At 43.5% G+C, this 20,358-nt stretch carries 13 protein-coding genes, 2 tRNA genes, 3 rRNA genes and 1 pseudogene; 9 read left to right on the plus strand and 10 right to left on the minus strand.

Annotation, left to right across the window (positions count from 1 at the left end; translation table 11 throughout):
* The first annotated feature begins 164 nt into the window (after positions 1–164).
* Complete coding sequence (argS, locus tag F975_RS14885) at positions 165–1,955, plus strand: arginine--tRNA ligase (protein ID WP_004754797.1); 1,791 nt, start codon at positions 165–167, stop codon at positions 1,953–1,955.
* A gap of 17 nt (positions 1,956–1,972) precedes the next feature.
* Positions 1,973–2,563, plus strand: coding sequence for an SPOR domain-containing protein (locus F975_RS14890; protein ID WP_004754799.1), 591 nt, complete (start codon positions 1,973–1,975; stop codon positions 2,561–2,563).
* Between the two features lie 24 nt (positions 2,564–2,587).
* Here F975_RS14890 and F975_RS14895 read toward each other — a convergent pair whose 3' ends face one another.
* Positions 2,588–3,490 (minus strand): DMT family transporter, encoded by a 903-nt coding sequence (locus F975_RS14895; protein WP_004754801.1) that lies wholly within the window; start codon positions 3,488–3,490, stop codon positions 2,588–2,590.
* A gap of 170 nt (positions 3,491–3,660) precedes the next feature.
* On the opposite strand from F975_RS14895, the gene F975_RS14900 reads away from it, so the two are divergent.
* Positions 3,661–4,530 carry an AraC family transcriptional regulator gene (locus F975_RS14900; RefSeq protein WP_034426384.1) on the plus strand — a complete coding sequence of 290 codons (870 nt, stop codon included), beginning with the start codon at positions 3,661–3,663 and terminating at the stop codon, positions 4,528–4,530.
* Between the two features lie 118 nt (positions 4,531–4,648).
* On the opposite strand, the gene F975_RS14905 is transcribed toward F975_RS14900, so the two are convergent.
* The gene (locus F975_RS14905; protein WP_004754805.1) at positions 4,649–5,389 is read right to left on the minus strand and encodes an iron-containing redox enzyme family protein; all 741 of its coding nucleotides are present in this window, start codon (positions 5,387–5,389) and stop codon (positions 4,649–4,651) included.
* Between the two features lie 640 nt (positions 5,390–6,029).
* On the opposite strand from F975_RS14905, the gene F975_RS14910 reads away from it, so the two are divergent.
* Entirely contained in the window at positions 6,030–7,265 is a 1,236-nt protein-coding gene (locus F975_RS14910) for a GGDEF domain-containing protein (protein ID WP_004754807.1), read from the plus strand.
* A 13-nt stretch (positions 7,266–7,278) separates the two neighbouring features.
* Here the strand turns inward: F975_RS14910 and F975_RS14915 are convergent, their stop codons facing one another.
* Together F975_RS14915 and F975_RS14920 are read right to left on the minus strand one after the other, a co-directional pair.
* The gene (locus tag F975_RS14915; RefSeq protein WP_004754809.1) at positions 7,279–7,737 is read right to left on the minus strand and encodes a 2-thiouracil desulfurase family protein; all 459 of its coding nucleotides are present in this window, start codon (positions 7,735–7,737) and stop codon (positions 7,279–7,281) included.
* Between the two features lie 61 nt (positions 7,738–7,798).
* Positions 7,799–8,455 (minus strand): glutathione S-transferase, encoded by a 657-nt coding sequence (locus F975_RS14920; RefSeq protein ID WP_004754811.1) that lies wholly within the window; start codon positions 8,453–8,455, stop codon positions 7,799–7,801.
* 185 nt (positions 8,456–8,640) lie between these two features.
* On the opposite strand from F975_RS14920, the gene mdtD reads away from it, so the two are divergent.
* The 5 genes and pseudogenes from mdtD to F975_RS14945 all read left to right on the plus strand — a co-directional run bounded on the left by mdtD (position 8,641) and on the right by F975_RS14945 (position 13,734).
* The gene (gene mdtD / locus F975_RS14925) at positions 8,641–10,050 is read left to right on the plus strand and encodes a multidrug transporter subunit MdtD (RefSeq protein WP_004754813.1); all 1,410 of its coding nucleotides are present in this window, start codon (positions 8,641–8,643) and stop codon (positions 10,048–10,050) included.
* Between the two features lie 60 nt (positions 10,051–10,110).
* Complete coding sequence (locus tag F975_RS14930) at positions 10,111–10,863, plus strand: glycoside hydrolase family 25 protein (RefSeq protein ID WP_004754814.1); 753 nt, start codon at positions 10,111–10,113, stop codon at positions 10,861–10,863.
* 1 nt (position 10,864) lies between these two features.
* Entirely contained in the window at positions 10,865–11,932 is a 1,068-nt protein-coding gene (gene dinB, locus F975_RS14935; protein WP_034426114.1) for a DNA polymerase IV, read from the plus strand.
* A gap of 213 nt (positions 11,933–12,145) precedes the next feature.
* Positions 12,146–13,376: pseudogene (gene shiA / locus F975_RS14940) on the plus strand (shikimate transporter).
* A gap of 4 nt (positions 13,377–13,380) precedes the next feature.
* A complete protein-coding gene (locus tag F975_RS14945) occupies positions 13,381–13,734 on the plus strand; it encodes a RidA family protein (RefSeq protein WP_004754822.1) in 354 nt (117 codons plus the stop codon).
* Positions 13,735–13,755: 21 nt separating this feature from the next.
* Here F975_RS14945 and F975_RS14950 read toward each other — a convergent pair whose 3' ends face one another.
* From F975_RS14950 to F975_RS14975, 6 genes are all read right to left on the minus strand, one after another.
* Entirely contained in the window at positions 13,756–14,220 is a 465-nt protein-coding gene (locus F975_RS14950; RefSeq protein WP_004754824.1) for a DUF2726 domain-containing protein, read from the minus strand.
* 528 nt (positions 14,221–14,748) lie between these two features.
* A 5S ribosomal RNA gene (gene rrf / locus F975_RS14955) occupies positions 14,749–14,863 on the minus strand.
* 205 nt (positions 14,864–15,068) lie between these two features.
* A 23S ribosomal RNA gene (locus F975_RS14960) occupies positions 15,069–17,962 on the minus strand.
* 401 nt (positions 17,963–18,363) lie between these two features.
* Positions 18,364–18,439: transfer RNA gene (locus F975_RS14965), tRNA-Ala, on the minus strand.
* A gap of 67 nt (positions 18,440–18,506) precedes the next feature.
* Positions 18,507–18,583, minus strand: a tRNA-Ile gene (locus tag F975_RS14970).
* 60 nt (positions 18,584–18,643) lie between these two features.
* Positions 18,644–20,181: ribosomal RNA gene (locus tag F975_RS14975) — 16S ribosomal RNA — on the minus strand.
* The 16S, 23S and 5S rRNA genes sit together here with 2 tRNA genes alongside, the layout of an rRNA operon.
* Between the last annotated feature and the right edge of the window lie 177 nt (positions 20,182–20,358).

A 20,358-nucleotide genomic window follows, 5' to 3' on the forward strand; every position in this document is an offset into this window, starting at 1 on the left:
TCCAAAATAATAATGTTATAACATAACAATATTCTAACCGATTTTTTTAACTCCCGTCAAAAAATCCGCACAATAGCGCACAAAATCAGGCGAAATAGTCTTTCCCTAGAACGTACAAAATTTGCTATATTTACCCTTTTTCTGCGACATTTTTTCTATCCATTATGAATACGGCAATCCAAGCAGCTCTTGATCATGCAGTTCAGTCCCTTCAACAACAGGGTGTTCTTCCATCTGACTGGAAAAATAACAGCATCCTAACCCGAACCAAAGATCGAAGCCACGGCGATTTTGCCTCAAATGTTGCCATGACAGCTGCCAAAGCCGCAGGGTTAAAACCACGCGACCTTGCAGAACAAATCTTGGCAAATTTGCCTGAAGTTGCTGACATCAGCAAAGCTGAAATCGCAGGTCCAGGATTCATTAACTTCTTTTTAAATGCCGATCAGCGTTTTGCCATCCTTGACCAGATTCAACAACAACAAAATGTGTTTGGTCGTACCCAAAGCAATGTTGGACAACGCATTCAGGTGGAATTTGTGTCTGCCAACCCAACCTCTAGCCTGCATGTTGGACATGGTCGTGGCGCCGCTTACGGGATGACCGTGGCGAACTTGCTTGAAGCAACTGGCGCTGTGGTTGACCGCGAATACTATGTCAACGATGCGGGTCGTCAAATGGACATTTTGGCAACCTCAACTTACCTGCGTTACTTGGAACTACAAGGGCAAACTCTGGTTTTCCCAAAAAATGCCTATCAAGGCGATTATGTCAAAGAAATCGCGCAAAGCATTATTGATCAGGACGGCGCAGCACATGTTCGCCCAGTCGCTGACGTGTATAAAGACGTGCCTGAAGATGTGCAATATGCAGATGAGCTTGATGCTGACGGCAATAAAGTGGTTGTTTCAGGTGATAAAGAAAAACACATCGATGGTTTGATTGCCAACTCACAACAATTACTCGGCGCAGGCTATCGCGTGTTCCATCAAGCCGCACTAAAAGCCATTTTAGATGACATCAAAGATGACCTTGGCGAATTTGGTGTGACTTTCAATCAGTGGTTTAGTGAAGCCAGCCTGACTGAAAAAATCGATGAAGCACTTGCAACGCTCGACCAACGTGGCTTCTTATATGAACAAGATGGCAACATCTGGTTTAAATCAACCGAATTCGGCGATGAAAAAGACCGTGTCGTGAAACGTCGTAACGGTCAAACCACTTATTTTGCATCAGATATTGCTTACCACCTCAACAAACTACAGCGTGGTTATACCCACATTGTGGATATCTGGGGTTCAGACCACCACGGCTATATTGCCCGCGTAAAAGCTGCGATTGATGCCATGGGCTATGATTCAAGCAAACTGACTGTCCTTCTGGTTCAGTTCGTCAGCTTGTGGCGTGGCGGTGAAATGGTACAGATGTCATCGCGTTCAGGTCAGTTCGTGACTTTACGTGAACTGCGTGAAGAAGTCGGTAATGATGCTGCACGTTTCTATTATGTGATGCGTAAGAGCGAGCAACACATCGACTTTGACCTTGACCTTGCCGTATCACAAAGCAAAGACAACGCCGTGTATTACATTCAATATGCGCATGCACGTATCTGCCGTATGCTCGAAAAAGCCAAAGATACAGGCCTCGCTTTCGATGCAGTTCAAGCCCGTCAATTTGCTGAACAATTGAGCCTTGAAGCTGAAACTGAAATTCTGGCAAAACTTGCAGCTTACCCAGATATTATTAACCGTGCAGCCAATGCTTACGAACCGCATCAGGTCGGTAACTACCTGAAAGAACTTGCAGCGCTATTCCACGGCTGGTACAACGAACATAAAGTGCTTAGTGACGATGCAGCGTTAACCCAAGCGCGTCTGTTACTTTCAGTCAATGTACAACAAGTATTACGTAACGGTTTAGAGTTGCTCGGTGTATCTGCACCAGCATCCATGTAAGTTAAGAGGATTGCTACGTGTGGGGTAAAACACAACGCGGCGTTTCCGAACGCCCAAAACAGTCACAACAGTCATTGATTCCAAAATGGTTTGGTACATTAATCCTGATTTTAATGGTACTCAGCGCTGCGGTGGCTTTGATGCTGTGGAAGCCGTGGGCACCCGTACATCCACGTAGCGACACCAATGCTGGACAGCCACAGGGCGAAACCAATAAAGACTACCGTTTTTATGACCAGTTGCCAAAACAACAGGTCACGCCTATTCCAGATCAGGCCGTGCCTGCCAATCAACACCAAGAAGCTGGGGTAATTGTTGAAGCACCTGCACAGCCAACGGCTGAAATCAGCAATGCATCTGAACCGAAGACCGTCGCGCAAACCAGCTATATTTTGCAGGTTAAAAGCTACACCGACCCTGATAGTGCCGATGCTAAACGTTCAGAAATCTTAATGAACAAATTGCCCGCCGATGTCATTATTGGTGCGGAAAAAGGCAAAACATGGTATCGGGTCATTTCAGGGCCTTTCACCTCTCAAAATGAAGCTATCGCTGCACAGCAAACTTTGCAAAACAGCGGTATCGACTCGATCATCGTGAAGCATTAAGCCAATCAAATATAAAAAAAGCGATCAGTTGATCGCTTTTTTTATTGAGAAATTTCGAAATTTTGGGGCTAAAAAGAACACCAGATTGCCCAGTAAAATACAAATCACACCCAGTATCGCAGTTAAACTCCAGTGATAATTTTCCCAAAAGGTCGAAATGGTGAGTGCAACCAAAGGAAAAAGTAAGGTACTGTAAGCCGCCTGCCCCGCCCCAATTCGCCCAACCAGCATAAAATAAGCACTAAAGCCAATCACTGAACCAAAAATTGCCAGATAACCCACTGCCAAACTAAATTGTAAGTTCCATGCTGGTATAAATTGCATGCCTTGTGAGGCAGCAAACAAACCCATCCACAAGGTGCCATAACTCATGGCATAGGCGTTACTGCTTAGCACATCTAAGCCACGTTTTTGATGGCGGGTACTGATCATATTGCCCAATGAAAAGCCATATGTTCCAAGCATGCATAAACCGATTCCAAGCAAGGTATTGCCCTGAAAATGGGTGCTGCTTAAGTCTTGCCAGAACAATAAAAACATGCCAAGAAAGCCTAAAGCCACCGCAGGGAAAAACTGTGCTGCAATTTTTTGTCCGAAAAAAATACGGCTATTAATAGCATTGAACAGTACAGCCATCGAGAAAATGACGGACTCCAGACCACTGTTAATATAAGAAATGGCATGATAAAAGCACAAAAAGTTCAGTCCGAAGACGCATAAGCCTTGTAACGCACAAAACAAATGATCACGCAGTGCAAAACGGCGCAAATGCCCTGTCAACAATAGCCCGATCAATAAACAACTTGCCGCAATCAAAAACCGCCAAAATACAGCAACCACAGGATCAACCACATTGGCTTGAGCGGTAATGGCAATCCATGTTGTTCCCCAGATCAGCACAACCAGTCCATACAGAAATAGATTCACGATGACTCTCCTCAATTCTGTTGTCAGTTTGCTTGTATTGCGCTGAGCTTGCTTGCACAAAGCAGGGGAAAAATTGCATAAACTTGCGCTTTTTTTTCTAAAAATTTGCTAACCCTTTTGAAAAAATCGCTAGACTATATTTCCAATGGTTTTGTCACATGACTCTGCATATGGCTTATCAGACCTTAGAACAACTGCAACGACACAAAGCCCAATTACTTGAACACGTACAACTTGGTTCAGGTATGCAACTGGCTGCCTGGTATAATCGGCATGATCGTGTCAGTGTCTGTAGCGATCACCATACCTTGAGCCTATATACTTGCGGGGGCTATGAAAGTTATCAAAAAACAGCTCAGGGCTGGCGTAATGGTGGCGGTCCCGATCATTTCTGTCTGATGCCTCAGCAACAATATTCTGAATGGGATATTCGCGGGGAATTGAGTTTTGTGCATTTATATTACACCGATCAGCATTTGCGTGATCTTGCAGCACATGTCTGGGACAAGGAACCGAACCTGATTCAGCTGCATGAAAAAACCTTTGCAACTGATCCTCAGATTACTTTGCTGTATCGGCATTTTTTATTGGGCTGCAACTGGCAACAATCAGAAAATTTGCTCCAGCTCTCCACCACAGCCACTTTATTACTGAACCATTTATTAAAACATTACAGCAATATTGTTTGGCAGATGCCCCAGTTGAAGAGTGGTTTAGCGCCTGCAACACTACGCTGGGTACTTGAATGGATTGAAGAAAATTTACATTTGCCACTAACGATTGCAGATTTGGCAGCACAGACCAATTTAAGTGAATACCATTTTGCCCACATGTTTCGGCACTCTATGCAACAGGCGCCGCACCAATACATTTTGCAGCGCCGTTTGCAAAAAGCCTATCATTTGATTTCACAGCAACATATGAGCCTGACCGACATTGCACTGGAATGCGGTTTTAGTTCAGCCAGCCACTTTAGTCACCGTTTCAAGCAGCAGTTTGGTTTTGCACCATCTAAGCTGAGAAGCGAGCATACTTCATGATATTTTGATCTACTAAAACTGAGACCATCATTTTTTTATCGGTCGGTTTTATTGCTCTGCATGAGAACAAAACAAAGCAAGTGAACACCATAATCAAGAAGCTTGCACAAGTTACCTATCAGCCTTGAAGCTTATAACATTCATCGAGTGCCAACGCATAATATTCCAGACCTTCACGTGCAGCATGAAATGCTTTTTGTTGTAATTCAGGTTTACCTTCACATAAGCGCTTGATAAGTTCCATTGCTTCATACGGATGAATATCGTCATAATGCGCATGGGCACGTAACCATGCCAGCGAGCGTTTATCAATCTTCACATCGGGATGGTTCTGGTAATTATGAATGCCTTTATAAACATGTGAAGACCAGTCACCTGTTGCCCATTCAATTGCTAAATTGGTTGCAGCCAAACATTCGGCAAGACTACCACGATAGTTAATGCTCCACAGATAATGATTCACAGCATTCATGGCAGGTGGTGGGGTAACATGATCAAGCTGATCAACTGTAAGACCAAAGCCACTTGCCCAGTCCCGATACCAAGTTAAATGTCGCTCTTCAACCTTAATATTCTGAATGAGCCAGTCTCGGGTCGGCACTACACCTGCTTCATTAAACTGAGTTGCCTTAGCCAAAGCCAGCGCCATATAGGACGGAAACTGTGCAACCAAAGGATAAAAATTTAATAAAGCTGCACGAAAGCATTCTAGGCTGAGTGTGCCATTTGCCATACCAATAAATACAGGATGCTGGCTGACACGCTCCTTTGCAGGAATCAGTTCATCCCAGAACTTCTGCGCCCACATATTATGAGGCGTGATTTCCAGGGTGAATTCATTTTTTAGAACAGTCATCATTCACTTCCTCTTGGATTTATTTCATCTAAGCTTTTATTTTTTAATACAACATGTGCTTTGAATAATCAATTAAATTTATTGACTTATTGAATATAGAAATATAAGCCAATCTAAAAAATAAATTAGACGACTGAAACTACTTATACTCAAGTATTAGACTTCTTTCACAGAGGTTTACAGTCTCTTTATTGATATCTATGCGAAATATTTAAATATCTTTCAACCAAACATAAGAGAAATATAATCAAAGAATGAAAGAAGCCGATTTAGATATTTATAGCAGAATTTTTTGACAACTTAATTAACAGCTAAAACCTAAAACTTAGATTCAAAATATACCTTATACCATAGCATCAGACATAATCTTAAAAAAATCATTATCATTTTAAAATCAAAAAGGATTTAAAATATAGTTAAGAATTTTTTATATACATAATTAAAATAACGTTATAATTTTAGTCCTAATGGAAATATTATATACCCAATAGAAAATAAGCAAAAAATAGATATAGACCTCTTCAATCATGGTTTACACTCTCTTTATTGTTCTCAAATAACAAAATTGGAATATATTTCAATGATGTGTAAGAGAAATAAAATTGGCTGATGAAAGACGTCTCCTAAATAGTGAGATTGGGCGATGAAATTACAAAGCTCTAGCATTCTTAGTAAAGAACAAGTAGATTTACTCAAAAAAACTCGTTTAAATTTTCTTTTGTTTCCTAAAAGATTCGAAAGAATATACACAGAATGCTACCGTCATGAAGCAGTCTATGAATTTCGTTATCGTGGCATTATTATTATTATTTTATATCTTTACCTTTCTTTGGGTATTTATCAAGTTTTACCAGAAGATCAAATTACTCCCTGGATTTCGCTCTACGGATGGGTCGGGGTCATTATTCTTGTTGCATGGTTAATGTCTTTTGTTAAACCATTCAATCCCTGGTTCGATTATTATGTGTGTATTGGCTCTACTTTATCAGTTGCAATTAGTTTCATATTAGTCAATGGCTTGGAAGAAGTACAAAATACCGTTCTTTTCCATACAGCCATGATGTATGCCGTCATTATTATTTACGGCTTTGTGGGTTTACGTTTTTATACGGCATTCATTGCTGGCTGGTTAGGTGGTTTAATTGGCTTAATTGTGAGTAATCATATGAATGCCACCATCGACTGGACTCTACTCAACCGCACCTATACATTTAGCAGTTTTCTGGGCATGTCTTTAGCCTATTTTATTGATCGGCAGCACCGTGAGCATTTTCTAAAAAACTGTATTATTGAACACAATCACCTTGAATTGGTACAACAAGCCCAGCAACTCTCCAAACTATCGCAAATGGATGCATTAACGGGCTTGGCAAATCGTCGCTATCTCGATGAAATTTTACAAAATGAATGGGAACGTGCAATTCGCTATACGAAACCTATCACCGCCATGATGATCGATATTGATTATTTTAAATTTTATAACGATGCACTCGGTCATGTGCAGGGCGACGATTGCTTAAAACGGATTGCGTTTATGCTCAATTCATCCACGTCTAACCAACAGGATGTCTTGGTTGCACGCTATGGCGGCGAAGAATTTTTATTAATTTTTCCACAAACCAATGAACAACAGGCCAAGCAATGGGCTGAGCAGCTCCTCAAACATATGCATCAACTCGCACTGCCACACCCCTCGAGCCCAATTTCATCCTATGTCACGCTCAGTATTGGTGTCGCTACAATCATTCCTTCTTATGCAGAAAGTATTTCTGAATTTATTACATCTGCAGATCACGCACTTTACTTGGCAAAGCATCGCGGACGCGATCAATATCAGATTGCCGAGTATGAAGTCCCACCTCTCGCCATCGCCAAATAAATCGATCAGCTTACTATTCCGCAAGTTGCGATAATTGTTTTTCAGACAGTACCAAAATCCCATGCTGACGCAATAAAGCTGTCGTTACGCCAACGCCATCGACTCGTATACCAAAAAATGAGCCATCATAAACTTGTTGGCTACCACAAGATGGGCTATTTTCTTTTAATACAACATGTGTCGCCTGATATTTCTGGGCAATTGCAAGTGCAGAATAAGCCCCCTGAATATACTGTTCAGTGACATCACGTCCCGATTGATCAATCACTTGTGCCGTACCAGCCAAAACTGCGTAGCCATCTCCACCCACCATTTCCGCAGGTAAACGTGGCGTGGGTAAGCCCGCAAGTAACTCTGGGCAAATGGCAATCGCTTTATGTTCATGAATCAGCTGTTGAACTTTCAAATGCAGACAGTCTGTTCCATCATATCTGACAGGTCTCCCTGCCAAACATGCACTGACTAAGATCATGACTCAACAAACCCACAAATAAAATATAAGCATAACGCCTTTTTACACAGAACCCTAGTTGCTATTGATAGTGCCCATCGATTTCCTGTGCTCGCTGAAATGCATCGCGTTGCTGGATCCGTGCCAAAAATGCCCGAATGTTAGGAATATCGAGTGGAATACGCTTAGACATTGCCTGTAAAGGAAAACTCATTTGAATATCAGCAAAGGAAAAATCTCCAGCAAAATAATCATGCTCTGCCAAATATGCTTCAATATATGCGACATGATCTTGCAACCGAGGCTGTAAAAAACCTGCCTTGACGCCATTGCAGACTTTTTTGGCAATTGGACGAATCAAAAATGGCATATGAGCTGGCATATTGCCCATCACCAACTGAAACACCAAAAGTGGCATCAGTGAACCTTCCGCATAGTGCATCCAGTACAAATACTGATAAGCATGTTCCTGATCTTCAGGACGGGGCTTGAACTGGTATTCAGGGTCATAGCGCTGCTGTAAAATTTCCAGAATCACTGCAGATTCTGCAAATACATGTTGATCATCCTGCAAGATAGGCGATTTGCCAAGTGGGTGGATGAGCTTGAGCTCATCGGGTGCAGACAAGTTGGGTTGGCGCTTGTAAAAGTGAATCTGGTAATCTGTCAGTTGTAACTCTTCCAAAGCCCATAAAATACGAAAGGCTCGCGAATACTGTAAATAATGCAGAATCATCATTAAAAGTGACCTCCAGAATATTGCTTCTACTCATCCTAACAGATCAATTTATGATCACCAGAGCTTTTTTATAACTTAGCATTTCCATGAAATAGAATTACAACTTAAATGCTTATGACACTCCTGTTACAATAAAAATTATCACCTTTCGATAAATTCATGAATTTTTATAAGGTTTTTCCTGTATGGAATCTAAAAGCCCGCCCAAATATCAGGCACTACAACCTCAATACCGTTTATTAGTTCTTTTGGTGTCGATTGGTTTTTTCATGCAGGCTCTCGATACCACCATCGTTAATACAGCTTTACCCGCCATGGCACAGCACTTACAGGAAAATCCTCTGCATATGCATGGTGTGATTGTCGCTTATGTGCTTTCAGTTGCGAGCTGTATTCCTCTTAGTGGCTGGCTCGCAGACCGTTTCGGGCTACGTCATGTTTATTTAAGTGCGATTATTATTTTTACCATTGGCTCTCTGGGTTGTGGTTTATCTAACACTTTAGAACAATTGATCTTTTTCCGTGTGCTGCAAGGTATTGGTGGTGCATTACTCTTACCTGTTGGGCGGCTGTCTTTATTAAAAATTATTCCACGCGAGCAATTTCTATCTGCAATTAACCTCATGAGCCTTGCAGGACTCATTGGACCACTGATTGGGCCAACTCTCGGTGGCTGGCTGGTAGAAGTCGCGAGCTGGCACTGGATTTTCCTGATCAATATTCCGATGGGGTTACTTGGCGTTCTCGTCACATTCAAAGCGCTGCCCAATATCGTCGAACCAAATGTGAAACACTTTGACAGTTCAGGCGTGTTAATGTTGATTGTCGCGATGGTTGGATTAACTTTAGGGATTGATTCATTCTCGATCAAAAGCAGCGGGTCATCGCACTCAATCGGGTATGCCTTGCTCAGTGCGGGAATTATTGCCAGCCTTTTATATGCTCATCATGCACATAACCATCAGAATGCTTTATTTCGCAGTGATTTATTTCGACATCAGTTTTATGCGATTGGGATTTTAGGCAATTTCTTTGCACGTTTCGCAGGCAATGCCATTCCCTTTGTTTTGCCATTACTCATGCAAGTGGTCTTTAAATTTGAACCATTTGAAACAGGCCTGATGATGATTCCGCTCGTCCTCGGCTCACTGTTTTCCAAACCGATTGTGCGCCCACTGATTCAGAAGTTTGGCTATCGCAATGTTTTATTGTTCAATACCACTGCGGTAGGTCTATGTGTCATGAGTTTTACCCTCACCACAGCCACCACACCAGAATGGTTACGTGCACTGCATTTCTTTATTTTTGGCACACTCAACTCGATTCAATTTGTGTCGATGAACACCTATACCCTCAAAGATTTGCCATCGCAGCATGCCAGTAGTGGCAACAGTTTCCTGTCTATGATCATGATGCTATCGATGAGTATCGGCGTCGCATTTACAGGAACGCTGATTCACTTTTATCAGGGTACAACTTTTCATCTACCGATTGCTCAGGCTTTTGACTATACCCTGCTCACGCTAGGCGCACTCAATGTCGTGACCATGCTGATTTTCTGGCAGATTCCAAAACAAAATCAGTCACAAGTTTAAATAGGCTTTCTGGTGCAGTTTTCTTAAAATAGATGCTCAATCCTAGATATCTGCTTGATCATGAAAGCTGCCCGCAAAAGCCATTTGCACCTTGTCCGAACTTTAACTGCTACTCTTGTGGTCTTACTCTTATGTTTGATCAGCTTGGTTCTACTCCAGAACCAGCCAGCAGAAGCGCAAGACCACCCCGTGCAAGGCTTCGACGTCTCTCATCATCAAGGCAAGATCGACTGGAAAAAGATTTCCCCTCACAAATACCAGTTTGTGTATTTAAAGGCCACCGAGGGGGGTGACTACCAAGATCCAAGTTTTCAGCGGAATTGGCTAAAAGCACGCGAACAGGGCTTAAATGTCGGAGCATATCATTATTATCGTTTATGTCGAGAAGCCAAAATTCAGGCGGCCAATTTTATCGCCACGGTGCCCAACAAAGCCGATGCTTTAGCACCTGTCATTGATTTGGAATACGATGCCAATTGCCTTCAAAACTCAACCCAAGAACAACTACTTAAACAAATTCAAGTCATGGAGCAACTGCTGCATCAGCATTATGGCAAACCCCCTATTATTTATACCTCAAAAACCTTTTACCATATTGTACTCATGGGGCACATGCCACATAACGCACTTTGGATTCGTGACTATGATGAGGCGTATCCCAAACTCAAAGACCAACATGGCTGGATGTTCTGGCAATATACGCAAAAAGGGCATATCGAGGGCATTCAACAGCCTGTTGATTTAAACGCTTATGCAGGTTCAATGGCCCAATGGCAAAGTTACTTACGTTATTTAGGGGTAATTCATCATTAAACTGCGGAAAATCATTCACATCGACATGGATGCCTTTTATGCCTCAGTCGAGTTACGTGAACGTCCCGATTTAATCGATGTACCTGTAGTGGTCGCAGCTCATCATCCACGTGCCGTCCTTACCACAGCTTCCTACCCTGCACGTTGTTTTGGTTTACGCTCAGCCATGTCAATGGCACAAGCCCGAAAACTCTGTCCGCATGTGGTGGTGCTAGAACCTCGTTTTGAGCTGTACCGACAAATTTCTACACAGATTCAGCAGATTTTTCAGCAATATACCGATCTAATCGAACCCATATCTTTAGATGAAGCTTATCTAGATGTCACTGAAAATAAACTGGGTTTAGCATCAGCAACCGAAATCGCACAAGCGATTCAACAACAGATTTGGCAACAGATGCAGCTCACGGCTTCGGCAGGAGTTGCTCCCAATAAATTTTTAGCCAAGATTGCTTCGGACTGGTATAAACCTAATGGGTTATGTGTCATTAAACCTCAGCAAGTTCAACAATTTATTTATGACTTACCTTTAAAGAAAATTCCAGGAGTCGGAAAAGTGACTCAAGCTAAACTGGAGCAGCTACAACTTTATACTTTAGGTGATTTACAAAAAATTGAACTCCATGTTTTACAAAAACATTTTGGCAAATATGGGCAACAGTTACATTTGTATGCGCAAGGTATTGATGAGCGACCTGTCGTAGCCAGTCGGGTACGTCAGCAAATTTCTAAAGAAATTACTTTTGATCAAGATCTGTATTTATCTGCCTGTCATGATGCATGGCAAGTCTTGGCTGAGAAAGTCTGGGCAAGTCTAGAAAAACGTCAACTGAGTGCTTTTGGTGTCAGCATTAAACTCAAACAGCCAGATTTTCAAATTGTCCAGCACAGTAAACGCTTTCAAAGCCCCTTGGAAAACCTTGCCCAGTTACAGCAAGCCATTCTGCTTTTACTCTCCGAGCTTCAGCTCTCTCCCCAACTACGTTTTCGGTTGATCGGCATTGGCGTATATCAACTGATTGCGATAGAACAAAAATTTCAGCTGTCATTCTGGTCAGAGATGGATTGACGTTAAAATCTAGGTCTTTAGTAAAAAATTATGGTCTAGAGACTCGCATAGCATGCATTTTTCGATTAAGCTATGCTCGCTTACATTTATCCATGAAGCTATTGCATGGTTAAAACTAATCCATGGTTTTAACTAGCCGTCCCTGTAATACATCGGATTAATCATCTTGCGCATTGCGGGGCGCTCCGACTGTTCGGCATAGACTTTCTTTGAATGACCCCAACCTCTTCTCTCAATATCACACAAAAAAAACGTGCACGCAAAGCTGCTCTCAGTAGTTTTATGGGTGCTGTTGTCGACTGGTATGATTTTTACTTTATGGCATTGTTGCCGCATTAGTTTTTAAACAACAGTTTTTCCCGAATATTGACCCGATAATGGGCACGCTGTCGACTTTTGCCACCTTTGGTGTAGGCTTCTTATTTCGCCCATTGGGCGGTATTCTGTTTGGACATTTTGGAGACAAACTGGGTCGTAAAAAGATGCTGTTCCTCACCGTTTTTCTAATGGGAGGAGCAACGGTACTGATCGGTTTTTTACCCACATATAGCCAGATTGGCTGGTGGGCACCTGTACTGCTAGTCACTTTACGTGCCATTCAAGGTTTTGCTGTAGGCGGTGAATGGGGTGGTGCGGCACTCACGGCTGTAGAAAATGCACCGACAACCCAAAAAGCCTTTTACAATAGCGGCGTTCAGGTCGGTTATGGCGTGGGCTTAATGCTGGCATCTGGCTGCGTATCGCTGATTATTTTATCCATTGGTGAAGATGGTTTTAGAGACTGGGGCTAGCGAATTCCATTTCTCGCTAGCATTATCCTTGTTGCTTTTGCGGTATGGATACGCTCCGATCAGGATGAATCTTTAGAATTTAAACAGCACCAAAAACAAGCGCCCCAAACTCAAGAAAAGCAATCACGTTTCCCGATTATTCAAGAGATTCAGCATAATCCTAAAGGCTTTTTTTATATTATTGCTCTACGCTTGGCTGAATTGCTGTCGATGTATCTAGTCACCACATTTGCACTGAATTACTCCACTGAAAAATTGCACATGCCTTCACAGCTATTCTTGAATATCTCTTTAATAGTCGGTGCAATTAGCTGTTTCAGCATCCCATTTTTTGCCATGATTGCTGACCGCTTTGGTCGTCGTCGCATGTGCATTATGGGTGGATTAATTGGTGCAGTAACCTCATTTCCATTCTTTTTAGCCTTACAAAGTGGCTCAATTGGTGGCTGATTGTGCTGTCTATTTTACTTGCCAGCATTGTCGGTGGTGGCTTTACACCGTTTATTGCCACAGGACTCATCTTTCTCGCACATGGGCACTGGATCTTGGTAGCAATTTACTTAACTGCTGGCTGTTTATTAACTGCAATTGTTGCAGCCCGCATGAAGGGTCAAGTATCATCAAAAATTATTCATCCTCCCCGTGTAGATTAAGGTTATGGCTGTTGAACGTTTACATGTAAGCTCACGTTTTTGTGAAGTCGCAATTTCAGGTAATTTAGTCCATCTTGCAGGGCAACTTGCAGATGATACGACTCAAGATATTCGCTCACAAACTCAGCAAACCCTTGCCAATATTGATCGTTTTCTTGCAGATGCAGGAACAGATAAAACCCATATTTTATCTGTAATTATTTTCCTAAAAGATATTGAACAGGACTATGCTGCAATGAATGAAGTATGGGATGCATGGGTTGTTTCAGGTCATGCTCCTGCACGTACCTGTGTAGAATCAAAACTGTATGCGCCTGATGTTTTGGTTGAAATGACTGTAACTGCAGTCAAACCATAAGATCGCAAAATGGCATTTGCCTTATGCAAATGCCATGCTTTTTTCCTGAATATTCAAGTCTCGTGATAATTTTTTCAAATCAGGCACACCCGCGTAACGGATCACTCGATACCCTGCCATTTCCAATAGGGCATCTTCATACCGATCTTCACGATGCTGAGTAAACACTGAACCACATAATGAGATAATGGCTATAGCCTGAAACTGCGAATTTAAAATCACAAAATCAGCAGTCATATTATTAAATTTTTCCCGTGTATGTGAGTATTTACTGGTCAGCAAAGAACGATAAGACACATTCGATAAAATAATATGCTGTGGTAAAAGTTGTGTAAGCCTTTGATAAATAATTTGTTCATTATAATTAAGCAAGGCACGCTGTTTTAAGGCACTATCAGAATGTTGATCTATGCGTTTTCGATAACGAAGCCCGAAAACAAGTAAAATCAGCAGACTTAAGATACTAAGAGAAATAAGTTCGATCATTACACCTTTTCCTTATAATTATCTGATTCATGTATCAGTTGCAATCCCTATGCAAGTCTTTTATTCATCCTCAAATGATCAATGGCATTGGACAATACAATACCGTTGACAATCCATAAATTTTATAATGAAAAATATGAGTAGATTCGTCAACCTTATGAACACCTACCTAAACCTTATGAACACCTACCTAATCTATAACACATCCTGAATTCTTTTACTTTGGCTTTATAATATTGTCTTTTTATCAAGATAACGTACTGTTTGAACATAGAAAGTAAAATGGCGAGCAAGCTAGAATGTAGAATTCAATTGCAAGTTGATCGACTTAGCTTTTGATAAAATAAAGATTCAGAACAAAACAAGAGATACTTTCAAAGGGAAATTTAAAATTAGATAAAAGCAAAGCTTTAGGTACTACTTATTTTATTTATCATTATTAAACTGACTTATGGATTTTAAAATAACCCATAATCCACGCATAAAAAAGCACCCCCAACGGTTAAGTTGAGGGTGCCTGGAATAATGAGCTGGCGATGACTTACTCTCACATGGGTAACCCCACACTACCATCAGCGCTAAGAGGTTTCACTTCTGAGTTCGGGAAGGGATCAGGTGGTTCACTCTTGCTATGGTCGCCAGCACAACTGTTATGGACATTTTCGGGTTTTATGCTCAGATCACGTTGATCTTGTTGCTACCGTACTGTGTACCAAATGAGTTATTAACAAATTGGTTTGTTGAGTCTTACTTTAAGCAGTTCATTTTAGCGTTTTGCTTAACTTAATCAAGCTGTTTTGCTGTTTTATGAATCGATTGAGCTTTATATACAACTGCTTGGGTGTTGTATAGTCAAGCCTCACGAGCAATTAGTATTGGTCAGCTTCACATATCACTATGCTTCCACACCCAACCTATCAACGTCCTAGTCTCGAACGGCTCTTTAGAGGAATAAATTCCTAGGGAAATCTTATCTTGAGGTAGGCTTCCCGCTTAGATGCTTTCAGCGGTTATCCCTTCCGAACATAGCTACCCGGCGATGCGACTGGCGTCACAACCGGTACACCAGAGGTTCGTCCACTCTGGTCCTCTCGTACTAGGAGCAGATCCTCTCAAATTTCCAGCGCCCACGGTAGATAGGGACCGAACTGTCTCACGACGTTCTAAACCCAGCTCGCGTACCTCTTTAAATGGCGAACAGCCATACCCTTGGGACCTGCTTCAGCCCCAGGATGAGATGAGCCGACATCGAGGTGCCAAACACCGCCGTCGATATGAACTCTTGGGCGGTATCAGCCTGTTATCCCCAGAGTACCTTTTATCCGTTGAGCGATGGCCCTTCCATACAGAACCACCGGATCACTAAGACCTACTTTCGTACCTGCTCGACTTGTGGGTCTCGCAGTTAAGCGCGCTTTTGCCTTTATACTCTACGCGTGATTTCCGACCACGCTGAGCGCACCTTCGTACTCCTCCGTTACTCTTTAGGAGGAGACCGCCCCAGTCAAACTACCCACCAGACATGGTCCTCGCTCCAGATTATGGAGCAGAGTTAGAACCTCAATATTACCAGGGTGGTATTTCAAGGATGGCTCCATTGGAACTGGCGTCCCAACTTCAAAGCCTCCCACCTATCCTACACAAGTAAGATCAAAGTTCAATGTCAAGCTGCAGTAAAGGTTCACGGGGTCTTTCCGTCTAGCCGCGGGTACACCGCATCTTCACGGCGAATTCGATTTCACTGAGCCTCTGCTGGAGACAGCGCCGCCATCATTATGCCATTCGTGCAGGTCGGAACTTACCCGACAAGGAATTTCGCTACCTTAGGACCGTTATAGTTACGGCCGCCGTTTACTGGGGCTTCGATCAAGAGCTTCGCTTACGCTAACCCCATCAATTAACCTTCCAGCACCGGGCAGGCATCACACCCTATACGTCCACTTTCGTGTTTGCAGAGTGCTATGTTTTTAATAAACAGTTGCAGCGGCCTGGTTTCTGTGGCTGCCAACAGCTCATCCCGCAAGGAGAATCACCGTCAGCAGCGTACCTTCTCCCGAAGTTACGGTACCATTTTGCCTAGTTCCTTCAGCAGAGTTCTCTCAAGCGCTTTGGTCTACTCGACCTGACCACCTGTGTCGGTTTAGGGTACGATTCCTGTGTAACTGAAGCTTAGAGACTTTTCTTGGAAGCATGGTATCAGCCACTTCACTGTACAAGTACAGCTTGCTATCAACTCTCAGCATAGAGCACCCCGGATTTGCCTAAGATGCATGCCTACTGTCTTCCACCTGGACAACCAACGCCAGGCTGACCTAACCTTCTCCGTCCTCTCATCGCATTACACAGAAGTATTGGAATATTAACCAATTTCCCATCGACTACGCCTTTCGGCCTCGCCTTAGGGGTCGACTCACCCAGCCCCGATTAACGTTGGACTGGAACCCTTGGTCTTTCAGCGAACGGGTTTTTCACCCGTTTTGTCGTTACTCACGTCAGCATTCGCACTTCTGATACCTCCAGCAGACTTCTCAATCCACCTTCATCGGCTTACAGAACGCTCCCCTACCACTTACGCATAAGCGTAAATCCGCAGCTTCGGCACATAGTTTTAGCCCCGTTACATCTTCCGCGCAGGCCGACTCGACTAGTGAGCTATTACGCTTTCTTTAAAGGGTGGCTGCTTCTAAGCCAACCTCCTAGCTGTCTATGCCTTCCCACATCGTTTCCCACTTAACTATGATTTTGGGGCCTTAGCTGGCGGTCTGGATTGTTTTCCTCTTGACTACGGACGTTAGCACCCGCAGTCTGTCTCCCGGATAGTACTCATAGGTATTCGGAGTTTGCATCGGTTTGGTAAGTCGGGATGACCCCCTAGCCGAAACAGTGCTCTACCCCCTATGGTATTCGTCCGAGGCGCTACCTAAATAGCTTTCGGGGAGAACCAGCTATCACCGAGTTTGATTAGCCTTTCACCCCTATCCACAAGTCATCCCCCGGCTTTTCAACGACGGTGGGTTCGGTCCTCCAGTTAGTGTTACCCAACCTTCAACCTGCTCATGGATAGATCACCCGGTTTCGGGTCTATACCCAGCGACTAAAACGCCCTATTAAGACTCGATTTCTCTACGGCTCCCCTATTCGGTTAACCTCGCCACTGAATATAAGTCGCTGACCCATTATACAAAAGGTACGCAGTCACACCACGAAGGTGCTCCCACTGCTTGTATGCATGCGGTTTCAGGATCTATTTCACTCCCCTCACAGGGGTTCTTTTCGCCTTTCCCTCACGGTACTAGTTCACTATCGGTCAGTCAGGAGTATTTAGCCTTGGAGGATGGTCCCCCCATATTCAGACAAGGTTTCACGTGCCTCGCCTTACTCGTCATCATTATATGTGCCCTTTCGTGTACGGGACTATCACCCTCTACGGTTGCACTTCCCAGAGCATTCCGCTAAAACACATATAACTTAATGGGCTGATCCCCGTTCGCTCGCCGCTACTGAGGGAATCTCAATTGATTTCTTTTCCTAAGGGTACTGAGATGTTTCACTTCCCCTCGTTCGCCTTGCAACACTATGTATTCATGTTGCAATACCTACCTTATGGTAAGTGGGTTTCCCCATTCAGACATCTCCGGATCACAGGATATTTGCCGCCTCCCCGAAGCTTTTCGCAGGCTATCACGTCTTTCATCGCCTCTGACTGCCAAGGCATCCACCACATGCACTTAATTACTTGACTATACAACCCCAAACAGTCGTTATTACCTACAAGTAGTAATAAGACATGATCAATGATTTCTCATCAATCTCTTACAGTTTGAAGTACTGTGAACTTAATCACTGTACAGCTTCAATCTAATTCATATACCAAAACGCTTGATTCAGTTAATTTGCTAGTTCTCATTTCAATTCTTAATTAAACCGTAACACTTACGCATTACTGTCAATCTTGAATTAAATGAGTTGAACAATTTATTTCAGACTCAATTTTACCAATCTGTTAATGAGTTAATGTGTCCTCGTCGGATCACACTAATACCGTGATACTTAAATCACAGAAGTTAATAAAATTAAAACCCTTAGGTTTTTCTCTTACTAAATTCTGTAATCTTTAGCTCGAATTCTAATCTTCAGAATTCGTGGTGGAGACTAACGGAGTCGAACCGTTGACCTCCTGCGTGCAAAGCAGGCGCTCTACCAACTAAGCTAAGTCCCCAGCTTATCATTTCGATTTGTATATCTAAGTTTCTGTAACCTTGATCTCTCAATCTCAGTTGTAGACTTGGTGGGTCTGACAAGACTTGAACTTGTGACCCCACGCTTATCAAGCGTGTGCTCTAACCAACTGAGCTACAGACCCATTCGATATACCAGAAGAACAACTTGTTGTGGATTCTTACCAATCAATCCGTCTTTTCGTTAAGGAGGTGATCCAGCCGCAGGTTCCCCTACGGCTACCTTGTTACGACTTCACCCCAGTCATCGGCCACACCGTGGTAACCGCCCTCATTGCTGTTAGGCTAGCTACTTCTGGTGCAACAAACTCCCATGGTGTGACGGGCGGTGTGTACAAGGCCCGGGAACGTATTCACCGCGGCATTCTGATCCGCGATTACTAGCGATTCCGACTTCATGGAGTCGAGTTGCAGACTCCAATCCGGACTACGATCGGCTTTTTGAGATTAGCATCCTATCGCTAGGTAGCAACCCTTTGTACCGACCATTGTAGCACGTGTGTAGCCCTGGCCGTAAGGGCCATGATGACTTGACGTCGTCCCCGCCTTCCTCCAGTTTGTCACTGGCAGTATCCTTAAAGTTCCCGACATTACTCGCTGGCAAATAAGGAAAAGGGTTGCGCTCGTTGCGGGACTTAACCCAACATCTCACGACACGAGCTGACGACAGCCATGCAGCACCTGTATCTAAGTTCCCGAAGGCACCAATCCATCTCTGGAAAGTTCTTAGTATGTCAAGGCCAGGTAAGGTTCTTCGCGTTGCATCGAATTAAACCACATGCTCCACCGCTTGTGCGGGCCCCCGTCAATTCATTTGAGTTTTAGTCTTGCGACCGTACTCCCCAGGCGGTCTACTTATCGCGTTAGCTGCGCCACTAAGGTCTCAAAGACCCCAACGGCTAGTAGACATCGTTTACGGCATGGACTACCAGGGTATCTAATCCTGTTTGCTCCCCATGCTTTCGTACCTCAGCGTCAGTATTAGGCCAGATGGCTGCCTTCGCCATCGGTATTCCTCCAGATCTCTACGCATTTCACCGCTACACCTGGAATTCTACCATCCTCTCCCATACTCTAGCTAACCAGTATCGAATGCAATTCCCAAGTTAAGCTCGGGGATTTCACATTTGACTTAATTAGCCGCCTACGCACGCTTTACGCCCAGTAAATCCGATTAACGCTTGCACCCTCTGTATTACCGCGGCTGCTGGCACAGAGTTAGCCGGTGCTTATTCTGCGAGTAACGTCCACTTACTTTGGGTATTAACCAAAGAAGCCTCCTCCTCGCTTAAAGTGCTTTACAACCAAAAGGCCTTCTTCACACACGCGGCATGGCTGGATCAGGGTTCCCCCCATTGTCCAATATTCCCCACTGCTGCCTCCCGTAGGAGTCTGGGCCGTGTCTCAGTCCCAGTGTGGCGGATCATCCTCTCAGACCCGCTACAGATCGTCGCCTTGGTAGGCCTTTACCCCACCAACTAGCTAATCCGACTTAGGCTCATCTATTAGCGCAAGGTCTAATGATCCCCTGCTTTCTCCCGTAGGACGTATGCGGTATTAGCGTTCCTTTCGAAACGTTGTCCCCCACTAATAGGCAGATTCCTAAGCATTACTCACCCGTCCGCCGCTAAATCCAGGAGCAAGCTCCCTTCATCCGCTCGACTTGCATGTGTTAAGCCTGCCGCCAGCGTTCAATCTGAGCCATGATCAAACTCTTCAGTTTAAAATCATTGCACTTTACTAAAAGTGCTAAATCTGGCTCATTAATCTTACTGACTAAAAATTCGCTCAAATAAACTTCGAGAAATTTCTACCAATTCAATCAATGAAATATATATTCGACTGATCAACCAGTAAAAATCCACACAAGTTGTTCTTCCAATTCTCTTAATGATCTTCT

The sequence above is a fragment of the Acinetobacter brisouisimilis genome (genome assembly GCF_000368265.1).
Lineage (GTDB): Bacteria > Pseudomonadota > Gammaproteobacteria > Pseudomonadales > Moraxellaceae > Acinetobacter.